This window comes from Streptomyces smyrnaeus, from assembly GCF_017676345.1.
GTDB lineage: Bacteria > Actinomycetota > Actinomycetes > Streptomycetales > Streptomycetaceae > Streptomyces > Streptomyces smyrnaeus.
The window spans coordinates 1-19,064 of sequence record NZ_JAFFZM010000037.1 but is presented as its reverse complement, the minus strand read 5'-3'; the positions used below and the strand labels follow the sequence as shown (position 1 = coordinate 19,064).

Sequence of the window (19,064 nt, the reverse complement as noted above, 5' to 3'; positions counted from 1 at the left end):
CCCGGCCGGCCGGGCTGGAGCGGGACGGAGGCAGGAGCGCAGGCCCGCTCGGCGGCCGGGCCGCGCGCGGTGAGCGGAGCGAGCCGCCTTGAGGAAGTGAAGACAGGTTTCGACACCCCGCGGCGGCTCAGTCGCGTACGGTGCGCAGTTGGCGGGTGCTCTCGGTCGTGATGCGGTAGGCGGCTTGTGCGCGGTCGCCGTTGACTCGGAACTCTTCGCGCAGCAGAGCGGCGTTCTTGCGGCCGTACGTGGTGCGGGTGGTGTGCAGAACGCGTGTGGCGTCGGGGAGTTGGAGCGTGGTGCGCTCATCCGGGAGCGGCATGCGGGCTCGGGCGGTCTCTGTCCATCGGAGCTTGTGCCCGGCCTCTACCAGGAGGGCGTAGATCTTCTCCGGTGCTGTGTCCGGTGCCTGTTCCAGCTCGGTGCCATCTGCCGTGCGGAACGGAATGAGGGTACGGTGCGCGATGCGGACACCGGTGTCCGGGTCAACCCATAGGCGGTCCACACCGAACGCGGCTTCCTCGGGCTCTAGCCCATCGCCGAGTTCGAGCGAGGTGTGGCGCCGAACGACGTCTGAGGCGTCGGTCTCTTCGACGGTGCGGCAGCGCTCGTCGAGGCGCTTCTCCCTCCCGGTGCGCCGGGCCGGTAGGGCTGTCGGCGGTCCGGTGCGCGCAGGGGGCGTATCGCGAGGTCGCGCCCCACGTAACCTCTTCCTGTGCCAGCCTCCCGCCTGCGTCGCGTCGCCGTACTCGTTCTCGAGGGGGCGAAGCCGCTCGATGTCGGAATTCCCGCGCAGGTTTTCACGACCCGCGCGAGCATGCCGTACGAGGTGCGGGTGTGCGGGGCGGCACCCGGCCTGGTGACCGGCGGCGACGGCCTCGCGTACCACGTAGGCCACGGTCTCGGCGCGGTCGCGTGGGCCGATATCGTCTTCGTGCCCGGCTACCGGTTCCCGGACCGCGACGAGCCGCCGCAGGCCGTCATCGACGCACTGGTCGCCGCCCACGACCGGGGCGCGCGGCTGGCCGCCATCTCGACGGGTGCCTTCGCGCTCGCCGCCACGGGCCTGCTCGACGGCAGACGCGCCACGACGCACTGGCACTACACGCGGGCGCTCGCTGCCAGGCACCCGCTCGTCCAGGTCGACGCGAATGTGCTGTTCGTCGACGAGGGCAGCGTGCTCACCTCCGCCGGGGCCGCCTCCGGGATCGATCTGTGCCTGCACATCCTGCGCGGCGACCTCGGGGTGGCCGCGTCCAACCACGCGGCCCGGCGGCTGGTCGCGGCTCCCTACCGCAGCGGCGGTCAGGCCCAGTACGTGCCGCGCAGCGTCCCCGAGCCGCTGGGCGAGCGGTTCTCCGCCACCCGCGAGTGGGCGCTGCACCGGCTCGGCGAGCCCCTCACCCTCGACATACTGGCGCGGCAGGCGGGGGTCTCGCCGCGCACGTTCTCCCGGCGGTTCGTCGAGGAGACCGGCTGCACGCCGATGCAGTGGGTGATGCGCGCCCGCATCGACCTGGCCCGCGAGCTGCTGGAGCGCTCGCAGCGCAGCGTCGAGCAGATCGCGGCCGACGTCGGGCTCGGCACCGGCACGAATCTGCGCCTGCACTTCCAGCGGATCCTCGGCACCACACCGAGCGAGTACCGGCACACCTTCACCCGGGGTGAGTGACCCGCCCGGCACCGCCGAAGCGGCCCGCCCGGCACCGGGTGGCCAGGTGGCGGGATCCTTGTGAACCCTGGCGATACCGCCACTGTCAGCGGCGACGACCGCGCAGGAGCCTGGTGGCGAAAGGAAGGGATCTCACTCATGACTCGCATCGCCATCAACGGATTCGGCCGCATCGGACGCAATGTGCTGCGCGCGCTGCTGGAGCGCGACAGCGACCTTGAGATCGTCGCCGTCAACGATCTGACGGAGCCCGCCGCGCTCGCCCGGCTGCTCGCCTACGACAGCACGGCCGGCCGGCTCGGGCGCCCGGTGACCGCCGACGGGGACGCCCTGGTCGTCGACGGCCGCCGGATCACGGTGTCGGCCGAGCGGGAGCCGGCGCGGCTGCCGTGGGCCGAACTCGGTGTCGACATCGTCCTGGAAGCCACCGGCCGCTTCACCTCCGCCGAGGCCGCCCGCGCCCACCTCGAAGCGGGCGCGCGGAAGGTGCTCGTCAGCGCGCCGTCAAACGGCGCCGACGTCACGCTCGCGTTCGGGGTCAACACCGACGCCTACGACCCGGCCGTGCACACGATCGTCTCGAACGCCTCGTGCACCACCAACGCGCTCGCGCCGCTGGCCGCGGTCCTCGACGAACTCGCCGCCATCGAGCACGGGTTCATGACGACGGTGCACGCCTACACGCAGGAGCAGAACCTGCAGGACGGTCCGCACCGCGACGCCCGTCGTGCCCGGGCCGCCGGCGTGAACATCGTGCCGACCACGACGGGCGCCGCCAAGGCGATCGGCCTGGTGCTGCCGGGTCTCGACGGCAAGCTGTCGGGCGACTCGATCCGCGTACCGGTGCCGGTGGGCTCGATCGTCGAACTCAACACGACCGTCGCCCGTGAGGTGACGCGCGACGATGTGCTGGCGGCGTACCGCGCCGCGGCGGAGGGGCCGCTCGTCGGCATCCTCGAGTACTCGGAGGAGCCGCTGGTCTCGTCCGACATCACGGGCAATCCCGCCTCGGCGATCTTCGACTCGGCCCTCACCCGCGTCGACGGCCGCCATGTGAAGGTGGTCGCGTGGTACGACAACGAGTGGGGCTTCTCGAACCGCGTGATCGACACGCTGGAACTCCTCGCCGCCCGCTGACCGGCGCCGGGGCCGGTACCCGCCTCCGGCGACCGCACCGGCCTGCAGCCGCCTCATGAGCAACTGCCTCATGAGCAACAGCTTCATGCGGCAGCTGCTTCACGTCATCTCCCGCTCCGCGAAGGCACGGAAGCTGCGCGGTGGGCGGCCGGTGAGGCGTTGGACGGTGTCGGTGGTGCGGTCCTCGACCCCGTCGGCGATGGCGCGGTCCAGGCCGGCGAGCAGCGCGGCGAACTCGCCGGGCAGCGAGGCGGCCAGGCGGTCGCGCAGCTGCTCGTAGGTCAGCTGCCGGTGGGTGACGGTCCGGCCCGTGACCTCGGTGAGGACGGCGGCGACGTCCGCGTAACTCAGCGCCTGCGGCCCGGTGATGACCAGATCGGTGTTCGGGGCCTGGGCGCTGGTCAGGGCGTGCACGGCGACGGAGGCGATGTCGTCGGCGTCGACGAATCCGACCCGGCCCTCGCCGGTGGCGGTCAGCAGGGTCCCGTCCGCTCGGATGCTCCGGGCGTGCGGGTGGCCGCAGGAGAAGTTCTGCATGAACCAGGAGGGCCGCAGCACCGCCCATGCGTCGAACAGGCCGGGCAGGGCCTGGTGGACCTGTCCGGCGGCCGGACCGCCGGCGGGGATCGCCGAGGAGCTGAGCAGCACCGCGCGGCGCACCCCGGCCGCGCGGGCCTGTCTGAGGAAGGGCATCATGACGGCGGCCGGCTCCGGGGAGCCGGGCGGTGGGACGAGATACATCCGGTCCGTGCCGTCGAGGGCTTCGGCGAACGTCGCGGGGTCGTTCCAGTCGAAGCGGACGGCCCGGGTGCCGGCCACGGCGGTGGCGCGTCGGGCGGCGGGCCTGACGCGGTGCCCGCCGGCGGCGAGTTGGGAGGCGAGGCGGCTGCCGGTGGTGCCGGTGGCCCCGATGACCAGGGTCGTGCCGGGAGTACTCATCGGCTCCTCCTCGTGAAGTCGCTCGCGGGGTCCTGGACCACCGCGAGGGGGTTCCAGTAGTCGCGGTAGCGGGTGAAGCGGCCGTCGTGGACGGTCACCACGGCGATATAGGTCATCTCGAAGGGGCTGTCGGTCGCCACCAGGCGGCCCACGCCGCGCATCTCGACCACGATGGTCCGTGCGGCCGTGGTCCGGTGGATCTCCACCTGGGGGAAGTCGTGGAGGTCGATGTGGTCGGGGTAGTCGCGCATGTAGTCGGCTATCGCCGCCTTGCCTTCCAGCCGCGTGGGCCAGCCGTCGGGCGCGAAGGGGAACTCGAAGACTCCGTCGTCGTCCCACAGGTCGACCCAGGCGGGGATGTCCTTGTCCAGCAGCAGTCGCAGGCCGTGGCGGAACAGCTCCGCCGGTGCCGTGTTCGTGGGCATGGGTACTCCGTCCCGTAGAATGCGGACCGAGGGTCCGTTTCGCGGACGACAATACGGACCCCGGGTCCGCTTTGCAAATGGAGAACCGCATGCCCGAGCGCAAGCCACGCAAGGACGCAGCCCGCAACCGGGCGGCCGTCCTGGCGGCGGCCGACGATCTCTTCGCCGGCTGCGAGAGCCCGGAAGCCGTCACCATGGCCGACATCGCGGCAGCGGCCGGCGTCGGCAAAGCGACGCTCTTCCGCGCCTTCGGCGATCGCACCGGCCTGATCCACACGCTGTACGAAGCACGACTCGAACCGATCAGGAACGCCGTCGAACAGGGCCCGCCACCCCTGGGGCCCACCGCCCCGCCGCTCCAGCGCGTACCCGCCCTGCTCGACGCCGCCCTGTGCTTCAAGCTCGACAACCGGCACCTCGCCCTGGCCCTGGAGGGGACCGGCGGCGACAGCCCCTACCAGACCGAGCACTACGACCGCTGGCACAGCACACTCCGAGCCGTACTGGAACGGATTCCCCATCTCACCGACGCCGACTTCACCGCCCACGCGCTGCTCGCCACCATCCGCGCCGACCTCGTCGAACACCTCGTCGGCCGACAGCACGTCCCCCGCGAGCAGTTGCGGGCACACCTGGCGGCCTTCACCGCCAGAATCCTGGACCCTCGTGCCCCGCTGAGCTGAGCACGGAGGGCCGGTCGCGCGGGTCGCGGTGCGGCGGTACGGCGATGCGCCAGCCCGGGTTGTAGGTGTCGGGCACGGGATGCAGGCGCCAGCCCGCCCGTGCCGCCCAGTCGGGGAGCGGGGCGTCACGCAGCACCAGGGCGTGCGGGCGGCCTCCGGGGGCGGGCCGGCAGCCGGCGGTGTGCGCGACGGGAACGGTGGAGCTGTTCCCGGCCAGTACGCAGGGCGGGTGCACCCCATGGGCGCGCAGGACGCGTTCCATACGCTCCCAGTCGTGCCGGGCCGCCGCCTGGATACCCGAGTGGAGCTCCAGCTGGTGCAGTTGGAGGACGAGGTGCAGCAGCGCCACGGCGGCGCCCGCCGGGACGAGCACCCGCAGCCGGCGCGCCCCGCGCGCCCTTCGCACGGCGCTGCCCGCCCCCAGCGCCACCACCGGCGCCAGCAGCGCATAGCTGGGCAGCAGGAAGCGTGGGGCGGCGTAGTCCATGAAGAACAGGTACGGGACGGCCACGGAACCGGCCGCGGCGGTGGGCACCACGGCGAGCGCCGTACGGCCGTCCTTGCGTGCCGCGTCGATGCCCAGCACGACCAGCGGCGGGATCAGCAGCCACCACCCGGCGGAAGCCCACTCGACCGTCGCGCCCTCGCAGGGGCGGCACAGCAGGGGTCCGTCGAGGGCCGCGGCGTGCTGGCGCACGGTGTCCAGGGAGAGGTGGAGGCGCATCCCGCCCTGGATCTCACCGGCGGCACGTACCCGCTCCAGTACGCCGCCGAAGCGGAGCCGGGCCTCCACGGCCCAGGGGATCAGCCCGAGGGCGACCCCGCCGGCGAGCGCTCCGGCGGCCCGCAGGGCCCGGGCCTTCGACAGCCGGCCCTTGATACGGGCGCCCAGCACCGCCGCGAGCAGCACGGCCACCGGCCACACGGTGTCGTTGGGCCGCATCAGGGTGGCGACGGCGAGCGCCGCCGCGGCAGCCGCGTAGGTACGTGCCCGGGGCGGGGCCGAGGCGGGGCCGCGTACGCAGCAGCCGACGGCGCCCACCAGACCCATCGCCACATAGTGGTTGGGCATCGCGGCGCCCGCGTAGAACAGCGCGAACCACACGCTGCTGTACAGCGCGGCGGCCAGCGGGACCACGCCGCGCCGCGCGACCGCCCGCAGCCAGGGCAGATACCCCAGGTACAGGGCGAGCGAGGCGGCCGCGGTCAGATAGCAGCGCAGCAGCACCACGGAGTCACCGACGGCCGCCACGGGCGCGATCAGCAGGGGAACGCCGCGCGTCCTGGGCGCGCTGAACGGCGTTTCGGGCCCGTAGGGGGCGAAGCGGCTGGCGTAGACGAGTTCATCCCAGCCGAGCGGCAGCCCGGGGTGGACGACGGTCAGCGAGAGCACGGCGAAGATCCCGCAGACCCCGGCCAGCCACCACCGATCGACTCGCTCGGCATTCCGCGCAGAAGAGGACATAGGCGGCATCTTCTCGCCGAGGCCGTCCCGGTCGGCGCAGGCGCCGCCCGCGCGCCGAGCGGCACGGGCTTGCGACGTACAGTGCTCGGGTGGAGGAGGACTGGGTGGCACGCGTGGGCGCACTGCGGCAGTGGACGTCGGGGGACGAACGCGCCCCGCACAAACCGCTGTTGCTGCTGTACGCACTCGGCCGGTTCCAGGCCGCGCCGCAGAGCGAACTGCGGTACACCGAGGTCGAGAAGGACCTGGCCCATCTGCTGCGCGAGTACGGTCCGCCACGCAGGACGTCACCGAGCTACCCGTTTCACCATCTGGTGAGCGACGGCGTGTGGGAGGTGCGTACCGACTCCGGCCCCGGCAGCCCCGGTTCGGCCGTCCGGGAACTGCGCGCAAGTGGCGCGGCCGGCCGGCTGGCGCCCCCGCTGCGCCGGGCCCTGAGCGCCGACCCCGCCCTGCTGCCCGCGCTCGCCCACACCCTCCTCGATCTGCACTTCCCGCCTTCCCTGCACGCGGACATCGCCGCCGACGCCGGGCTCGACCTGGAGACGGCGGACATGGCACGGGTGCCGGTCCGCCGCCTGGTACGGGACCCGGGGAACGCCGCCCGGCTCCGCGCGCGGGTGCTGGAGGCGTACGGCAACCGCTGCGCGTTCTGCGGCTTCGACGGTGCGCTGGGCGGCCGTCCGGTGGGGCTGGAGGCGGCGCACGTCCGCTGGTGGGCCTTCAAGGGGCCGGATCATCTGTCGAACGCGCTGTGCCTGTGCTCCTTGCACCACAAACTGTTCGACAAGGGAGTGCTCGGCCTCGACCCCGCTCTGCGCATCACCGTCTCCCGCCGGTTCACCGGCGCGGGAGCGGCGGCCCGCAGCCAGGTGCGGGAGTTGGCCGGCCGCCCGGTGGCGGGGCCGGACGACGACGCAGCGGCACCGGTCGCCGAGAGCTACGCGCGCTGGCACTCGACCCAGGTCTTCCGCGGCTAGCGGCCGGCGGCCAGGAGCTCCCGGGGGGGGCACCAGCCGTTAGGGGGCGCTCCCGGCCTCGGGCGCGGTGGCGCCCCACTCCCACATCGACTGCAGGACGGGCCCCAGGGCCCGGCCGCGCCCGGTCAGCCGGTAGCGCACGGTGGTGGGCCAGCCCGGGGAGCGGTCCCGGTGCACGACGCCGGCCTCGGCGAGTTGACGCAGTCGCTCGGTGAGGATCTTCGCGGACAGAGCGGGCAGCGCGTCGGCCAGCTCACTGAAGGTGTGCGGGCCGCGCAGCAGTTCGCGCACGACCAGCGTCGTCCAGCGGCCGCGCAGCGCGTTGAGGGTGATCTCGACCGGGCAGGACGGCGTGGGTGCCACCGTTCGGGCGCGCGGGTCGTCGGGCAGGCCGGGGCGCGCGGAGCCGGGGCCGCAACTGACCGTTCGGTGAGCCACGTCGGCGGGTCCTAACGTCGGGAACGTCGGTACGCGCCGAGCCTACGGCGCCGTCCAGTCCGAGGAGGACCACCACTGTGCACAGCCAGAACAGCACGACGGGCACGACCGGGGCGACCGCCACGACCGACCCGGCTCCCCTCCCCGTCGCCCGTCGGGCGGCCGACGTCCCGGCCGTGTTCGCGGCGCGGTTCAACACCGGGCAGCCGCGGGCGGTGGCCGAGATGTACGAGCCGGAGGCCGTCTTCGTCTCCCCCGACGGCACCGTTGCCGACTCCCCCGAGGCCATCGCCCGCGCCAACGCGGACTTCCTCGCGCTGGGCCTGCCGATCACCGTGCGGCCGCGGCACGTCCACGTGGCGGGGGACACGGCGCTCCTCGTCGTCGACTGGGAGATCGCGGGCACGGCCTCGGACGGGCGGCCGACGCACCTCACGGGCACGGCGACCGATGTGGCGCGACGCGGCTCGGACGGGACATGGCGCTATGTGATCGACCGCCCGGCGGGGTAGGACGGGCTCCCGCGGGCTACGCCTGCCGCGCCATCGCGCGCCGGAATGCGGGGGCCATCGAGGCGGGGTCGTAGTCGTCACCGACCCCCTGGACGAGGACGACGTCCCCGTCGATGTGCGCCGTACGCAGGGGAAGCAGTTCCTGATAGGCCGGTGAGGCGTACCAGGCGCGGGCCGTCTCGCGGTCGGGGAAGGCGATGACGACGACCCCGCCGGCCCAGGAGCCCTCCAGCACCTCCGGATCGCCGCCGTGCACGAGGAAGCGCCCCTGGTACGGGTCGAGACTGGCCTGGAGGCGCTCGACATAGGTGATCAGGTCGGAGTGGACCTCGCGGTTGCGCAGCCGGGCGACGGCAAAGGCGGTCATACGGGCCTCCTCGGCGGGCGGAAAACGGGTGGAACACCGGTACGGAGCGCTGTGTAGCGTGACGTGACCAGTGTCCTCGTGCCGACGGGCAGGCGCGATGACGCCGCAGGTAATGGCGGTCCCCTCCGGGGCGCGCCGCGAGACGGAGGAGCACCGTGTCACAAGCACAGGCGGACAGCGAGCCGTTCACCGTTCCGATAACGGTGCGGGGATACGAGACGGACACCCAGGGGCATCTGAACCAGGCGGTGTACCTCCAGTACACGGAGCACGCGCGCTGGTCGCTGCTGCAGGCGGCCGGTATCGAGCAGGCCGCGCTGGTGGCCTCGGGGATCGGCCCGGTGGTCCTGGAGCAGACCCTGCGCTACAAGCGGGAGCTGCGGGCCGGGGACGAGGTGACGGTCAGCTGCGCCTTCGAGTGGGGCGACCGCAAGATCTTCGGGATGCGCCAGCTGATCGTCAAGGCGGACGGCACGTTGGCCGCCGAACTGACCGGCGTGGGCGGGATCATGGATCTGAACGCCCGGCGCCTGGTCGCCGACCCCGGCGCGGCGCTGCGCGAGCTGGCGACGGACCCCAAGGTGCTGGGCCTGGAGTGAGCCGCCGGGCAGCACAACGAAGTGGGCCCCCGCCGCGGCGGGGGCCCACACAGATGTTCAGCTGCTCGGCTCAGCAGCGCTCGCTGCCGTGCTCAGAGCGCGGAGCCGGCCTTCCACTCCGCCCAGTCCATGTTCCAGCCGTTGAGGCCGTTGTCGGGCTGGATCGTCTTGTCGGGCGAGCCCTTGACCTCGACGATGTCGCCGATCAGCGAGTTCTCGTAGAACCAGGCGCCGTCGGTGTTGGGGTTGTTGGCACCCTGGGAGTCCTTGAGGCCGACACAGCCGTGGCTGGTGTTGCCGGAACCGAAGGGGGCGCCCCAGTAGTTGCCGTGGATGAAGGTGCCCGAGGTGGACAGCCGCATGGCGTGCGGCACGTCCTTGATGTCGTAACCCTCGGCGCCCTTGCGGCCGAACCCGACGGTGTTCCCGTCCATCCGGGTCTCCTTGTGCTTCTCGGAGATCACCATCTTGCCGTTGTACGTCGGGTTCTTGGCGCTGCCCGCGGAGATCGGGATGGTCTTGATGACCTTGCCGTCCCGCTCGACCTTCATCTTGTAGTTCTTCACGTCGACCGTGCTGACCTGCTTGCGGCCGATGTTGAAGGTGACCTTCTTGTCCTGGACGCCGACGTTGCCGCCGCCCGCGTTCACCCCGTCGAGGTTGAGATCGAGGGTGACCTTGGAGTTGGGCTTCCAGTACTCCTGCGGACGGAAGTCGAGCCGGTCGTTGCCGAACCAGTGGCCGACGACCTCCTGCCCGCTGGTCGAGCTGACCTTGATCGCGGACTGGACGGCCTTCTTGTTCTGGATCTGCTTGTCGAACGTGATGGAGACCGGCATGCCGACGCCGACGGTGGCGCCGTCCTCACCGGCGTAGGTGCCGATGAAGCTGTTCTCGGGGGCGACGGTGGTGAAGGTGCGGTTCTCGACGGCCTTGCGCCCGTCGCTGTCCTTGGCCGTAGCGCTGATCTCGTACTTGGTGGCCCGCTCCAGCTGCTGCGCCGGCTTCCAGCTCTTGCCGTCGGCGGCGAGCTCGCCCTCCACGGTGGTGCCGCTCTGCGCCGCCTTCAGGGAGACCTTGGTGAGCTTGCCGCTCTTGACGGAGACATTGGCACCGTTGTTGATGCTGGCGTTGTCCGCGCCGTCCTTGGCGCCGATCTTTATTCGGGCGGCCGAGGTGTCCTTGTCGGCGGCTATGTCGTTCTTCGCGGCCGACTTCTCCTTGTCGCCGCCGTCGTCACCACCGCTGCAGGCACTCAGCGTGAGCACCCCACCGAGCAGCGCGGCCGTGACCGCGAGACCCCTGCGGTGCTTCCCCACCGTTGTCACTGGCTTCTCCATTTGCCTTCGGAACCCCATGTCTCCCCGGTAAAAGCTGCGTAGCCCCCACAGCGCCCGAAATCGGACATGTGCGCTCCAGCTCCACGCATAAGAACGCACTGGGGACTATGACCGGTTCCACTTTCTGTAAAACTGTGGTCTAGGACACCCATCCGCCTGGTTTGTAACCCCTCCCGGTTCCCAGGAAAAGCGGAAGTATGCCTTCCCCCTCGCCTCCGCCACTCAGTAACATCGGCCCGCGTACGGCCAGTTCGTCACCGATCCCCCGAGCCGTACGTCGCACCCACGCACTCAGGAGGGCGTTTCGTGTCCGAGGCCGGACCCTCGAAGCTGTCAGTCCACCGCCGTCCTCTGGCCACCGCTGCGGCAGCCGGCGGCCTACTGCTCGCCCTTTGGTTCGTGCCCACAGCCAACGCTACCCCCGAAAAACCTGACCATCCCACCCATCACAGCGACACTGTGACGGGGTTGGAACATGACCGGGGGGCGGGCGCCGAGTGAGCACGCGCCGGTAGCCGCCGGGTAACCCCGGGTCAGCACCCCCAGGTCAACGCCGGGACGACGCCGGGACAGCGCCGGGCCACCCGCAGGGGCGGCCCGGTCGCCCCCGGGCCGCCGCGAGCCGTCCCTAGGCCAACGGTCCCGTCACCGACTCGGCCGCGGCCACCAGCCGACCGGACCGTACGAAAGCCTCGCAGGCCGCCAGATCCGGCGCGAGGTAGCGGTCCTCGCCGGGCCCCTGCGCCCCGGCCTCCCGCAGCGCGGCGATCACGGCCCGCGCCGCCTCACCCGGCGCCAGCCCCGCCGTCCCGGAGCGCAGCTCGACCGCCCGCGTGGCCGCGTAGACCTCGACGGCGATCACCCGCGCCAGCCCGTCCACCGCCGTACGCAGCTTGCGCGCCGCCGACCAGCCCATGGACACGTGGTCCTCCTGCATGGCGGAGGAGGGGATCGAGTCCACGGAAGCCGGGACCGCGAGCCGTTTCAGCTCGCTGACCAGGGCCGCCTGCGTGTACTGGGCGATCATCAGCCCCGAGTCCACCCCCGCGTCATGGGCCAGGAAGGGCGGCAGACCGTGTGAGCGGTTCTTGTCGAGCAGCCGGTCCGTACGGCGCTCGGCGATCGAGGCGAGGTCGGCGGCGGCGACGGCGAGGAAGTCCAGTACGTAGGCGACCGGGGCGCCGTGGAAGTTGCCGTTCGACTCGACCCGCCCGTCGGGCAGCACGACGGGGTTGTCCACGGCCGCGGCGAGCTCCCGCTCGGCGACCGTGCGGGCGTGCGCCAGGGTGTCCCGGCCCGCTCCGGCGACCTGCGGGGCGCACCGCACCGAGTAGGCGTCCTGCACCCGTGGCGCGTCGTCCTGGTGGTGCCCGGTCAGTCCGGAGCCGGCCAGCACCTTGAGCATGTTGGCGGCGCTGGCGGACTGGCCCGGATGCGGCCGGATGGCGTGCAGCTCGGGCGCCAGCACCCGGTCGGTCCCCAGCAGCGCCTCCAGCGACAGTGCCGCGGCGATGTCGGCCGAGGTGAACAGGCGCGCGAGGTCGGCGCAGGCCATCAGCAGCATGCCGAGCATCCCGTCGGTGCCGTTGAGGAGCGCCAGCCCCTCCTTCTCGCGCAGCTCGACGGGGGCGATGCCGTGCTCGGCCAGCAGTTCGGCGGCGGGCCGCAGCACACCGTCGGGCCCTTCCGCCTCACCCTCGCCCATCAGTGCGAGAGCGCAGTGCGAGAGGGGGGCGAGATCGCCGGAGCAGCCCAGGGAGCCGTACTCGTGCACGACCGGGGTGATGCCCGCGTTGAGCAGATCGGCCATGGCCCGGGCGACCTCGGGGCGTACTCCGGTGCGGCCGGAGGCGAGGGTCTTCAGCCGCAGGAACATCAGCGCGCGCACCACCTCGCGCTCGACCCGCGGCCCCATCCCGGCGGCGTGCGAGCGGACGATGTTGCGCTGGAGCTGGGCGCGCAGGTCCGGGCCGATGTGGCGGACGGCCAGGGCGCCGAAGCCGGTGGACACGCCGTAGACGGGGTCGGGCTTGGCCGCGAGGTCGTCGATGAAGCGGCGCGCGGCGGCCAGCGCTTCGAGGGCTTCTTGGTGCAGCTCGACGCGGGCACCGTCCCGGGCGACGGCGATGACCTCCTCGGGGCTGGTGCCCGAGCTTCCGACCACCACAGTGTGCATATTCATATTCACAAACCCTAATGAGTGAATTGCCATCTGTCACGGGGCTCGCCCCGCGCTGCCTTGGGTAATTAGGTTCCAGCCTAGGACCCCTAGGTGTACGGTCTGCGGGCGATACGGAGCGGCAAGGAAGGGCGGCTGGTGCACATGGTGCGTGCGGGCCTGACGGTGGAGCGGGTCGTCCAGGCGGCGGCCGAACTGGCGGACGAGGTGGGGCTGGACAACGTCACGTTGTCCGCGCTGGCCAGGCGGTTCGGCGTCAAGGACGCCAGCCTCTACTCCCATGTACGCAGCCTCGCCGACCTGCGCACCCGCCTGTGCGTACTGGCCGCACGGGAGATGACCGACCGGATCGGTGCCGCCGTCGCGGGCCGCGCGGGCCGGGACGCGCTGCTCGCGTTCGCCGACGCCTATCGCGGCTACGCCCTCGAACACCCCGGCCGCTACGCCGCGGGCCAGCTCCAGGTCGACCCGGCGGTGGCCGCCGAGTCGGTCGGCCACCGCCGCAGCATCGACCTCACCTACGGAATGCTGCGCGCCTACGGCCTCCGGGAGCCGGATCTGACCGACGCCGGGCGGCTGCTGCGCAGCACCTTCCACGGCTACGCCGATCTGGAGACCCGGACCGGCTTCAGCCACCCCCGCCGGCTCGACGACTCCTGGCACCGCTCGCTGGAAGCGCTGCACTTCCTGCTGGAGAACTGGCCGACGACAGCGTCCGACGACACCGAGGACGAAGCAGACCGAGAAGGAGACTCATGAACGACCGACCTGCCGGCCCGGCCGAACCGCGCGTCGGCAACCTGCCCGTCCCGGGCGCCACCCTCCACTACGAGGTACGCGGTACGGGACCGCTCCTGCTGCTCATACCGGGCGGCGCCGGAGGACTGGCGGTCTGCGACGGCCTCGCACCCGCCCTCGCCGACCGGTTCACGGTCGCCTGCTACGACCCGCGCGGGATCGGCGGCAGCCGACTCGACCTGCCCGGCGAGGACCAGAGCGTCGAGGTGCACACGGCCGACGCGCACCGCCTGATCGACCTGCTCTCGCCCGACGAACCCTGCCAGGTCTTCGGCACCAGCTCCGGCGGCATCGTAGCGGCCAACCTGCTGGCACAGCACCCCGAGCGGGTGCGCCTGGCCGTCGCCCACGAGCCGCCGCTGGCCCGGGCACTGCCGGAACCCGGACCGGCCCTCGCCGCCTTCTCCGAGATCCGCGACATCGCCGTACGCGACGGAGTCGGGCCCGCCCACCGGCGGATGGGCACGGCCATGGGCGAGGCGGAACCGGTGGACCCGGCCGAGGACGAAGCAGAGGCGGCGCCCATGCCGGACCGGCTGCGGGCCACCGTCGAGACGAGCAGCGCCCACTTCCTCCGGCACGTGCTGAAGCCCTTCACCCACCATGCGCCGGATCCCGCCCGGCTGAAGGCCGTCGCCGACCGGCTGGTGGTCGCCGTCGGCCGGACGTCCCGCGGACAGCTCCCGCACACGCTCGCCACGGCGCTGGCCCAGACGGTGGGCGCCGAGTGCCGGACCTTCCCCGGCGGCCATCTCGGCAGTGTCGAACACCCCGACGCCTTCGCCCGGGTGCTGCTCGCGACACTCTCGTCGAACCGGTAGGCCGGCAACCCTGTGGCGGGGCCGCTGGGCGCGGGCCGGGCGCGGGCCGGGCGCGGGCCGGGCGCGGCAGGACGGTCCGTCAGGAGCTGCGGCGGAAGCGGCGGCGCTCCGGTGAGGACGGCGCAGGAGCCGGGGCGGCGGCCATCCGCACCGTGGGGTCGTCGGGCCCGCCCTCCCGGCCCGCCACCACCGGCTTGCCCGAGCGCAGCGCCTTGGCGCGGTACTGGGCCGCGTCCGCCAGCCGGAAGATCCGGTGCGCGGAGCGCACCTCGCCGACCGGGTCACCGGTGGAGGCGACCCCGCAGGCCACGCCCTCTCCCAGCTCCAGCTCGGCCGCGCCCCGGCACAGCTCGTCGGCGGCGCGTACCACCTCGTCGGCGGTGGGCCCGACAGCCAGCAGACAGAACTCGTCGCCCCCCAGCCGCCCGGCCAGCGCGCCGGGCAGTGTCGCCGCGCCCGCGGACAGGACCGCCGCGAACCGCTCCAGCAGCCGGTCGCCCGCCTCGTGGCCCTGCGCGTCGTTGACGCCCTTGAGCCCGTTGATGTCGCAGACGACGAGACTGACCACGGTGCCCAGATCGCGGTGGAGTTCCACCGCCTCGTCCAGCCGGGTCTCCACCGCACGGCGGTTCGCGAGCCCGGTGAGGGGATCGGTGTAGGCGAGGCGGCGGACCTCTTCCAGACGCTCGTTCTGCGCGATGCCCGAAGCTATGAGGGCCGCGAGCACCGCGGCGAAGTCGGCGTCGTCGCGGGTGAAGGCGGGCACCTGGGCGGACCGCGCCACATACAGCTCGCCCCAGGCCCGCCCGTGCAGCACGATCGGTGCGATCACACACGAACCGCGGCCCCTGCGGCGCAGTGCCGCCACCCGGCGATAGCTGTGTGCGGCCTCCCCCTCGGCCTCGGCGGTCTCTCTCGGGCCGTCCCCCTCCACCCACGCCTGCGGCCTGCCGCCGCCCGCCCACCACTCGTGCAGCAACTCGGCGACCTGCGGGAAGTCCCGCACGGAGTACGACTCGTCGGTGGGGAACTCGGCCTCCTCCACGGTCCGCTCCCCCACGTTGACCAGCACCCGCAGCCTGCCGCGCGCCCGCTCCCAGACGGATATGGACGCGAAGGCGCCACCCATCGCCTCGCAGGCGCCCCATGCGGCCGCGTGGGCTATGTCCCGGTGGGAGAGCGCGGCCGTGGCCTCCGGCTCGTCCTCGTCGTAGGGATGCGGGCGGGCCGTGGCCGGCGCGGCCGTCTGCGCCGCCGCCATGGCCTGGGACAGCCCGACGACGGCACTGAGGCGCGCGTCCGCGTCGTCTCCGCCCTCTCCCATTCCGCCCATACCGCCAAGATTAGGAGGCTTCGCCCCGTCCTGCCGTGCAGCCCCCTACGGACCCCTACGGAGAACATCACTCTACGGAGACAGCCGCCGTCCCGCTGGGAGACCCCCACTCACCTTCCCGGCCAGTCGGGAGTGCGCTTCTCGTTGAAGGCGGCGACCCCCTCCGCGCGGTCCTGGGAGAAGGCGACGGTGCGCCAGGCGGCCTCCTCCACCTCCAGCCCCGCACGCAGATCCATGCCCCATCCGGTGCGCAGCGCCCGCTTGGCGGCCCGCAGCCCGACCGGCGAGTTGGCGGCGACACGCTGCGCCAGCGCCAGCGCCTCCGTACGGTCCTCGCCCGCCTCGGTGAGCACATCGACCATCCCGAGCGTGTGCGCCTCACCGGCCGCCACCCGGCGCGCCGTGAAGATCAGCTCGGCGGCGCGGGCCGCACCCACCCGGCGCGGCAGCAACTGGGTGCCGCCCCCGCCGGGCACCACACCGACCGACACCTCTGGCAGCCCCACCACGGCCGTGGCGTCGGCGACGATCAGATCGCAGGAGAGCGCCAGTTCGTACCCGCCGCCCAGCGCGAAACCGTGCACCGCGGCAATGGTGGGCATCGGCAGCTCCAGCACCCCCGTGTAGGCCGCCCGGGCCTGCGGGCGCTGCGCGGCCAGCTCCGCGTCGCTGAAGGAGTTGCGCTCCTTGAGGTCGGCACCGACACAGAACGCGCGCTCATGGGTGGAGGTCAGCACGGTGGCCCGCACCTCACCGTCCCGGGCGAGCGCGGCACACGCGTCGGCGAGCGCGCCCGCGAACGCGGTCGACACGGCGTTCATGGCGCCGTGCCGGTCCATCACCAGCTCCGCGACGTGCCCGTCCTTGCGGACCCGTACCCACTCCCCGAACGTCTGCTCGCTGTGATCCATGGCCGTACGATAACGGTCGCTAACCCTTCTGAGTACGGCGCCGCAGCAGCCACGGCTCCACAACACCCAGCCCACGCACCGGCCGCTGGTAGAGAGGCTGCAGCGCGAACCGGTACCCCGACAGGTCCTCGCTCTCCTTCTCCGACTCCGGCGCGGCGCCCGAGGCCGTCAGCTCGGCACGGAAGGCCCCGTCCACCAGCACCGTGTCCTTGGGCGCTATCGAGGTCAGCCGACTGGCGAGGTTGACCGTGTTGCCGAACACATCACCCATCCGGGTCGTCATCGTCCCGAAAGCGATGCCGACCCGCAGCTCGGGCATCGTCTCGTCGTTCGCCATCGTCTCGATCAGCCGCAGCCCGATCTCGGCCGCCGTGCCCGCGTCCTCGGCGACATAGAGGATCTCGTCCCCGAGCGCCTTGATCAGCCGCCCGCCGTGCGCGGCGACCAGGTCGGCCGACGTGGTCTCGAACGCCTCGACCAGCTCACCCAGCTCCTCGTCCTCCAGCCGCCGGGTCAACCGGGTGAAGCCCACCAGGTCGGCGAAGCCGATGGCCTGCCGCCGGTTGACCATCTCCTCGTCGTCCTGCGCCTGTACGACCCGCCCCGTGGCGGCGGCCAGCTGCCGGCGCCACACATAGACGAGGAACTCCTCCAACTCGGGCAGCAGCAACTGCACCAGCGGAAAAGTGACTTCATTGCGGGTCATCCCCGGCTCGGGCGGCTCGGTCAGCCCCATCAGGAACGAGTCGATCTGCCAGTCCGCGAGGCGCGCCGTGGTCTGCCCGGTGGAACGGGCCACCTGCACGGCCATCGACTCGCTCAGCAGCCCCGCCTCCACCAGACCCGACAGCCGCCGCAGCGCCAGTACGTCCGCCTCGGTGAGCGCGCGGGCCTGCCCCACGTCGGCGAAGCCCATCGCCCGCCAGAACCGGGACGCCAGCTCCATGGAGACCCCGGCCGCGCGGGCCGCCTGGAACGGGGTGTACTGCCGCTGCGAGCCCAGGATGAGCTCCTCGATACGCAGCGCGCTGGGGTCCGGCTCGTCCTCCGGATCCCCCGGACCGCTCCCCTCGTCGAACGGCCCCCCGAGACCGCCTCCGCCTCCGGCGGTGCCGCCGCCGGCGCCTCCGCCGGAGGGGGAGGTCCGGGTGGGGTTCGGTTCGGAGGGCTCCGGGGTGGCGGGGTCAGGCGCTCCGCGGCTGTCGCCCGCGGGAGTGTCGAGGGCGCCCCCGGTGTCGGCGGCGTCCGCCGTGTCCGCGGTTGCCAGGGTGTCGGCGGTTGCCTGGGTGTCGGCGGGTGCCGAGGGCCCCGGGGCACTTCCCGGGTCGGAGGCCGCTCTGCGTTCGGGCACACCCGGTTCGTCCACGGTCACCGCGGGCTCCCCGCACCCTCCGCGGCGTGGTGTCGCGGCCTCGCGTCGTCCCTGCGCACAGCCCTTCCGTTCCTCTTGCTCAACCTGCTCACGGCCGGGACAGCGCTGCCTGGTGGCACCCGATGTCACCGCCGATTGCCCACCATACGGCAGTTGTGCGCTACCTCACTCTCCGGTTGCGGGGCGCAGATGGACGATGTCACCGGCAGCGACCGGATGCTGTACGCCCTGTTCCGAGGCGATGACCAGGCGGCCGTCACCGTCCACCGCGACAGCCTCCCCCACCAGCTCGCCCCCGCCGGGCAGCGACGCCCGTACGGTCCTGCCGAGCGTCACGCAGCCCGCCGCGTACGCGTCCAGCAGCGCGCCCGCCGTCGCGTCGCCGTCGGCCGCCGTCCAGCGGCCGTACCAGTCCTCCACCGCGCGCAGCACCGCGCGCAGCAGCGGATCCCGGTCGGTGCCCTGAGCGCCCGCGAGGGCGAGGGAACCGGCGGTGGGCACCGGCAGCTCGTCCTCGCGGAGAGTGACATTGAGGCCGATGCCGAGCACCACGGAGTCCGTACCGACGCGCTCCGCGAGGATGCCGCCGATCTTGCGTTCGCCGCCGCCCTCGGGGGCGTCGCCCTTGTTCTTGCCGGCGCACTCGGGGGCGCCGGCACCCTTGCCGGTGGTCAGCACGTCGTTGGGCCACTTCAGGCCGGTGTCCACACCCGCCGAGCGGGCGAGGGCGCCCGCCGTGGCCACTCCCGCCAGGAGCGGAATCCAGCCCCAGCGCTCGGGCGGGGGCTCCGGCCGGAACAGCATCGAGAAGAACAGCCCCGAGCGGGGCGGGGCCGTCCAGGCGCGGTCGAGGCGGCCCTTGCCCGCCGTCTGCTCCTCCGCGACGAGGATGCTGCCGGGGGCGGATGCGCCCTCTCGGGCGCGGGTGGCCAGTTCCGTGTTGGTCGAGCCGATCGACTCGACCACCTCCAGATCGGTCCACAGCGAGCCCTCGCCGAGCAGGGCTTTGCGGAGGGCCGCCTGATTGAGTGGGGGGCGGTCGAGATCGGACCAGCGATTGGACGTCATACCGCCAGGCTATGACCCCCACCAT

General features: G+C 72.6%; 20 protein-coding genes. 8 read left to right on the top strand and 12 right to left on the bottom strand.

The window, feature by feature from the left end; all coding sequences use genetic code 11:
* Nucleotides 1-127: 127 nt before the first annotated feature.
* Complete coding sequence (locus tag JW613_RS34020) at nt 128-505, bottom strand: UTRA domain-containing protein (RefSeq protein WP_209214879.1); 378 nt, start codon at nt 503-505, stop codon at nt 128-130.
* A 210-nt stretch (nt 506-715) separates the two neighbouring features.
* Between JW613_RS34020 and JW613_RS34015 the strand changes: the two genes are divergently transcribed.
* Both JW613_RS34015 and gap read left to right on the top strand, forming a co-directional pair.
* Nucleotides 716-1,672 carry a GlxA family transcriptional regulator gene (locus JW613_RS34015; RefSeq protein ID WP_209214877.1) on the top strand — a complete coding sequence of 319 codons (957 nt, stop codon included), beginning with the start codon at nt 716-718 and terminating at the stop codon, nt 1,670-1,672.
* A 138-nt stretch (nt 1,673-1,810) separates the two neighbouring features.
* On the top strand, nt 1,811-2,809 hold the full coding sequence (gene gap / locus JW613_RS34010) for a type I glyceraldehyde-3-phosphate dehydrogenase (protein WP_209214875.1): 999 nt from the start codon (nt 1,811-1,813) through the stop codon (nt 2,807-2,809).
* A 99-nt stretch (nt 2,810-2,908) separates the two neighbouring features.
* On the opposite strand, the gene JW613_RS34005 is transcribed toward gap, so the two are convergent.
* Both JW613_RS34005 and JW613_RS34000 read right to left on the bottom strand, forming a co-directional pair.
* Complete coding sequence (locus tag JW613_RS34005; RefSeq protein WP_209214873.1) at nt 2,909-3,748, bottom strand: NAD(P)H-binding protein; 840 nt, start codon at nt 3,746-3,748, stop codon at nt 2,909-2,911.
* The gene (locus tag JW613_RS34000) at nt 3,745-4,173 is read right to left on the bottom strand and encodes a nuclear transport factor 2 family protein (RefSeq protein ID WP_209214871.1); all 429 of its coding nucleotides are present in this window, start codon (nt 4,171-4,173) and stop codon (nt 3,745-3,747) included. Before JW613_RS34000 ends, JW613_RS34005 begins: the two co-directional genes overlap by 4 nt.
* Nucleotides 4,174-4,262: 89 nt before the next feature.
* Here JW613_RS34000 and JW613_RS33995 point away from each other — a divergent pair, with 89 nt between their 5' ends.
* Nucleotides 4,263-4,856 (top strand): TetR/AcrR family transcriptional regulator, encoded by a 594-nt coding sequence (locus tag JW613_RS33995; protein WP_209214869.1) that lies wholly within the window; start codon nt 4,263-4,265, stop codon nt 4,854-4,856.
* On the opposite strand, the gene JW613_RS33990 is transcribed toward JW613_RS33995, so the two are convergent.
* The gene (locus tag JW613_RS33990) at nt 4,816-6,321 is read right to left on the bottom strand and encodes a hypothetical protein (RefSeq protein ID WP_209214868.1); all 1,506 of its coding nucleotides are present in this window, start codon (nt 6,319-6,321) and stop codon (nt 4,816-4,818) included. The genes JW613_RS33995 and JW613_RS33990 overlap by 41 nt on opposite strands.
* Nucleotides 6,322-6,410: 89 nt before the next feature.
* On the opposite strand from JW613_RS33990, the gene JW613_RS33985 reads away from it, so the two are divergent.
* On the top strand, nt 6,411-7,301 hold the full coding sequence (locus tag JW613_RS33985) for a phosphorothioated DNA-binding restriction endonuclease (protein ID WP_209214866.1): 891 nt from the start codon (nt 6,411-6,413) through the stop codon (nt 7,299-7,301).
* Nucleotides 7,302-7,340: 39 nt separating this feature from the next.
* Here JW613_RS33985 and JW613_RS33980 read toward each other — a convergent pair whose 3' ends face one another.
* Nucleotides 7,341-7,739 (bottom strand): winged helix-turn-helix transcriptional regulator, encoded by a 399-nt coding sequence (locus JW613_RS33980; protein WP_209214864.1) that lies wholly within the window; start codon nt 7,737-7,739, stop codon nt 7,341-7,343.
* A 77-nt stretch (nt 7,740-7,816) separates the two neighbouring features.
* On the opposite strand from JW613_RS33980, the gene JW613_RS33975 reads away from it, so the two are divergent.
* Nucleotides 7,817-8,251 carry a YybH family protein gene (locus JW613_RS33975; RefSeq protein WP_209214862.1) on the top strand — a complete coding sequence of 145 codons (435 nt, stop codon included), beginning with the start codon at nt 7,817-7,819 and terminating at the stop codon, nt 8,249-8,251.
* A gap of 16 nt (nt 8,252-8,267) precedes the next feature.
* On the opposite strand, the gene JW613_RS33970 is transcribed toward JW613_RS33975, so the two are convergent.
* A complete protein-coding gene (locus tag JW613_RS33970) occupies nt 8,268-8,618 on the bottom strand; it encodes a DUF1330 domain-containing protein (RefSeq protein WP_099883641.1) in 351 nt (116 codons plus the stop codon).
* 155 nt (nt 8,619-8,773) lie between these two features.
* On the opposite strand from JW613_RS33970, the gene JW613_RS33965 reads away from it, so the two are divergent.
* Nucleotides 8,774-9,217 (top strand): acyl-CoA thioesterase, encoded by a 444-nt coding sequence (locus JW613_RS33965; protein WP_209214854.1) that lies wholly within the window; start codon nt 8,774-8,776, stop codon nt 9,215-9,217.
* A 92-nt stretch (nt 9,218-9,309) separates the two neighbouring features.
* Here the strand turns inward: JW613_RS33965 and JW613_RS33960 are convergent, their stop codons facing one another.
* Together JW613_RS33960 and hutH are read right to left on the bottom strand one after the other, a co-directional pair.
* Nucleotides 9,310-10,557 (bottom strand): L,D-transpeptidase, encoded by a 1,248-nt coding sequence (locus JW613_RS33960; protein ID WP_209214852.1) that lies wholly within the window; start codon nt 10,555-10,557, stop codon nt 9,310-9,312.
* A gap of 628 nt (nt 10,558-11,185) precedes the next feature.
* The gene (gene hutH, locus JW613_RS33955; RefSeq protein WP_209214850.1) at nt 11,186-12,739 is read right to left on the bottom strand and encodes a histidine ammonia-lyase; all 1,554 of its coding nucleotides are present in this window, start codon (nt 12,737-12,739) and stop codon (nt 11,186-11,188) included.
* Nucleotides 12,740-12,880: 141 nt separating this feature from the next.
* Here hutH and JW613_RS33950 point away from each other — a divergent pair, with 141 nt between their 5' ends.
* Nucleotides 12,881-13,495 carry a TetR/AcrR family transcriptional regulator gene (locus tag JW613_RS33950; protein WP_209214946.1) on the top strand — a complete coding sequence of 205 codons (615 nt, stop codon included), beginning with the start codon at nt 12,881-12,883 and terminating at the stop codon, nt 13,493-13,495.
* Nucleotides 13,492-14,355, top strand: coding sequence for an alpha/beta fold hydrolase (locus JW613_RS33945; protein ID WP_209214848.1), 864 nt, complete (start codon nt 13,492-13,494; stop codon nt 14,353-14,355). The genes JW613_RS33950 and JW613_RS33945 overlap by 4 nt, the downstream gene beginning before the upstream one ends.
* Nucleotides 14,356-14,434: 79 nt before the next feature.
* On the opposite strand, the gene JW613_RS33940 is transcribed toward JW613_RS33945, so the two are convergent.
* The 4 genes from JW613_RS33940 to JW613_RS33925 all read right to left on the bottom strand — a co-directional run bounded on the left by JW613_RS33940 (nt 14,435) and on the right by JW613_RS33925 (nt 19,039).
* The gene (locus tag JW613_RS33940; RefSeq protein WP_372448043.1) at nt 14,435-15,679 is read right to left on the bottom strand and encodes a GGDEF domain-containing protein; all 1,245 of its coding nucleotides are present in this window, start codon (nt 15,677-15,679) and stop codon (nt 14,435-14,437) included.
* 119 nt (nt 15,680-15,798) lie between these two features.
* Nucleotides 15,799-16,599, bottom strand: a complete 801-nt coding sequence (locus JW613_RS33935) for an enoyl-CoA hydratase/isomerase family protein (protein WP_099883630.1) — start codon at nt 16,597-16,599, stop codon at nt 15,799-15,801.
* Between the two features lie 19 nt (nt 16,600-16,618).
* Nucleotides 16,619-17,971: an adenylate/guanylate cyclase domain-containing protein gene (locus tag JW613_RS33930; protein WP_209214839.1), complete on the bottom strand. Its 1,353-nt coding sequence runs from the start codon at nt 17,969-17,971 to the stop codon at nt 16,619-16,621.
* Between the two features lie 165 nt (nt 17,972-18,136).
* A complete protein-coding gene (locus tag JW613_RS33925) occupies nt 18,137-19,039 on the bottom strand; it encodes a biotin--[acetyl-CoA-carboxylase] ligase (protein WP_209214837.1) in 903 nt (300 codons plus the stop codon).
* Nucleotides 19,040-19,064: the final 25 nt, after the last annotated feature.